The organism is Algoriphagus sp., from assembly GCF_024642405.1.
Taxonomy (GTDB): Bacteria; Bacteroidota; Bacteroidia; order Cytophagales; family Cyclobacteriaceae; genus Algoriphagus.
Map to the genome: position 1 here is coordinate 1 of NZ_JAHEBC010000415.1, position 3,150 is coordinate 3,150.

The following is a 3,150-nucleotide window of genomic DNA, read 5'->3' on the forward strand; positions in this document are numbered from 1 at the left end:
GGAAAGTTTTTGAATTATAATCGGGAATTTTATGATTCATTCCGACCACTATTCCATTGCATATCCTTCCAATATTTTAAACCTTTGCCGTCGATTTTAAATACCTTATGTCCAAAAAAAAGAATATTGAAAATAAAATACTTGATTCAGCATATAAGCTATTTTTAGAAAAGGGATACAGGCACACCACCATGGATGAGATAGCCTTGGATTTGGGAATGAGTAAAAAGACACTTTACAAATATTATCCGGGTAAACTCGAGTTGCTGGAGGCTTCCTTTAAGGTGCTGAAGTTGAAGATGAGCTCAAAAGTGGAGGCAATTCTTGAAAATAAATACATTTCCTTTCCGCTCAAGTTAAAATCCATGCTCACGGTGGTAGCGACACATTTGGCTCCGATCAATCCTGAATTATTTGAAGATTTAAGAGAACATGCAAAAGAGGTCTGGGAAGAAATGCGCCTTTATATCAACGAATCTGCCTATTTGAGATTTTATAGGCTGATTAAGCAGGGAGTGGAGCAAGGATTGGTCAATCCAAAAATCAATATCAACCTAGTGGTCATGCTTTATGCTTCGGCCATTCAGTCACTTTTGGATCCAAAATTCCTGAGCCAGTTTCCGGAAACTATGCAAAAGGGAATGAAGCTTTCACCCTCAGATATCTTCGACCAAACAGTTTCAGTAATATACAATGGGATACTGACGGAGGAAGCCAGGAATGAATTTGCCAATGCGTGATTTCTGCTTCGGCTGATTTCCCTATCTTTGCGGCCAGAAATAATGGAATTTTAATTTTATTTCACCCGTTTACGATTCAGATTTCCCGCATGACATGAGCAATAAAAATTTTAAAAGATATACGATTACCTCAGCCCTTCCCTATGCCAATGGGCCCTTGCATATTGGTCATTTGGCGGGATGTTACATTCCTTCAGACATTTATGTCCGCTATTTGAGAAGTTTAGGAAAAGATGTGGCTTACATCTGTGGATCGGACGAGCATGGAGTGGCTATCACCATAAAAGCAAAAAAAGAAGGCAAGACTCCTCAACAAATCGTGGATCATTACCATGAAATCATGAAAGGAAGTTTCAAGGAATTTGGGATCAGTTTTGATCATTATTCCCGAACTTCAGCACCTATTCATCATGAAACAGCTCAGGGATTTTTTAAAGATTTGTATGAAAAAGGAGAGTTTTTAGAGCAAAGTACGGAACAGTATTTTGATGAAGAAGCTGGACAGTTTTTGGCGGATCGATATATCGAAGGAACTTGCCCTAAATGTGGAAATGACCATGCCTATGGCGATCAATGCGAAAAGTGCGGGAGTTCATTGAGTCCTACGGAGCTGATCAATCCAAAATCTAAATTAAGTGGAAGAACTCCGGTCTTAAAGGAGACCAAGCATTGGTTTTTGGACTTGGCAAGGTATCAACCCTTCTTAAAAAAATGGATTCTAGAGGATCATGAAGAGGACTGGAAAAATAATGTGTTGGGCCAATGTCGATCTTGGTTAGAGGCTGGCGATGGTTTGCAGGCTAGATCTATGACTAGGGATTTGGATTGGGGAATCAAAGTTCCACTTCAGGATGCCGAAGGTAAAGTACTTTATGTCTGGTTTGATGCTCCGATCGGATACATTTCTTCTACCAAAGAATGGGCAGCGGAAAAAGGAATTGATTGGGAACCTTACTGGAAAGATGAGGATACGAAACTGGTTCACTTTATCGGCAAGGATAACATCGTTTTCCATTGCATCATTTTCCCGGCTATTCTGAAAACCCATGGAGGATATGTGCTTCCCGATAATGTGCCTGCAAATGAATTTCTCAATCTGGAAGGAGATAAAATTTCCACATCCAGAAACTGGGCAGTGTGGCTACATGAATATTTGGAAGAATTTCCGGGAAAGCAGGATGTACTTCGATATGTTTTGACTGCAAATGCTCCCGAAACCAAGGATAACGACTTTACCTGGAAAGATTTCCAAACTAGAAACAATTCAGAATTGGTTGCCATTTATGGAAACTTTGTAAATCGAGCAGTAGTGCTTACTCACAAATATTACAAGGGAGTCATTCCTTTGAGAGGCGAGTTGACAGGATACGATGAAGAGGTTTTAGCCGCGTTGGCAGAGTTTCCGGATAAAATAGCTTCTTCATTAGAGCGGTACCGATTTAGAGAAGCTTTGGGAATTGTGATGGATTTAGCGAGACTGGGCAATAAATATCTAGCTGATACGGAACCTTGGAAAGTTATTAAAACAAATGAGGCTCGAACTGCGACTATTCTAAATATAGCCTTGAATATAGCCGCGAATCTAGCCATTGTATCAGAACCATTCCTTCCATTTACTGCAGGTAAACTGGTGGATTTATTCGGGATCAAAAATATTGATTGGTCCGTAGCAGGTCAGTCAGAATTATTAAAAGCAGGAACAGCTCTTGGAGAAATGGGATTGCTATTTGAAAAAATTGAAGACGAGGTTGTAGAAAAACAAGTACAAAAACTGATGGATGCAAAAAAAGAAAATGAACTGGCAAGTGCTCAAGTTCCAGCAATGAAAGAAATTATCTCTTACGATGATTTTGCAAAGCTTGATATGCGTGTAGTTACTATTTTGGAGGCAGAAAAAATGCCTAAATCAAAGAAACTTCTGAAACTAAAAGTAGATACTGGCCTTGGTCAAAGAACAGTATTAAGCGGTGTTTCGGAGCACTTTGAACCTGAATTTTTAATTGGAAAGCAGGTAACCATGTTAATCAACTTGGCGCCAAGAAAGATGATGGGGATAGATTCGGAAGGAATGATTCTGATGGCAGAAGATAAAGATGGAAAATTGAAACTTTTGATGCCACATGAGCGTACGGCGAGTGGATCGGGAATATCTTAAATGTTTAATGAACAATGGTCAAATTCAATTTTCAAATCAGGAATCTCAGACATGGAAATTGAAATTTGACAATTAGTAATAGACCCAATTGATTAAATTCGATTGGGTTTTTTAAAGAATTTTTATGGAAAAGAAATATGATTTAGAAGAACGATTAGTTCGGTTTGCTGGAGAAAGCATAAAATTTTGTAATTCTTTGGGTGATTCCTTTGCCGAAAACCATTTGAGAAATCAATTAATTAGATCCTCAACTGG

At 38.7% G+C, this 3,150-nt stretch carries 2 protein-coding genes; both read left to right on the top strand.

Annotation, left to right across the window (positions count from 1 at the left end):
- Nucleotides 1-107: 107 nt before the first annotated feature.
- Nucleotides 108-740 (top strand): TetR/AcrR family transcriptional regulator, encoded by a 633-nt coding sequence (locus tag Q0L68_RS18635; RefSeq protein ID WP_296705760.1) that lies wholly within the window; start codon nucleotides 108-110, stop codon nucleotides 738-740.
- 94 nt (nucleotides 741-834) lie between these two features.
- Nucleotides 835-2,895: a methionine--tRNA ligase gene (gene metG / locus Q0L68_RS18640; RefSeq protein WP_296705761.1), complete on the top strand. Its 2,061-nt coding sequence runs from the start codon at nucleotides 835-837 to the stop codon at nucleotides 2,893-2,895.
- Nucleotides 2,896-3,150 lie beyond the last annotated feature (255 nt).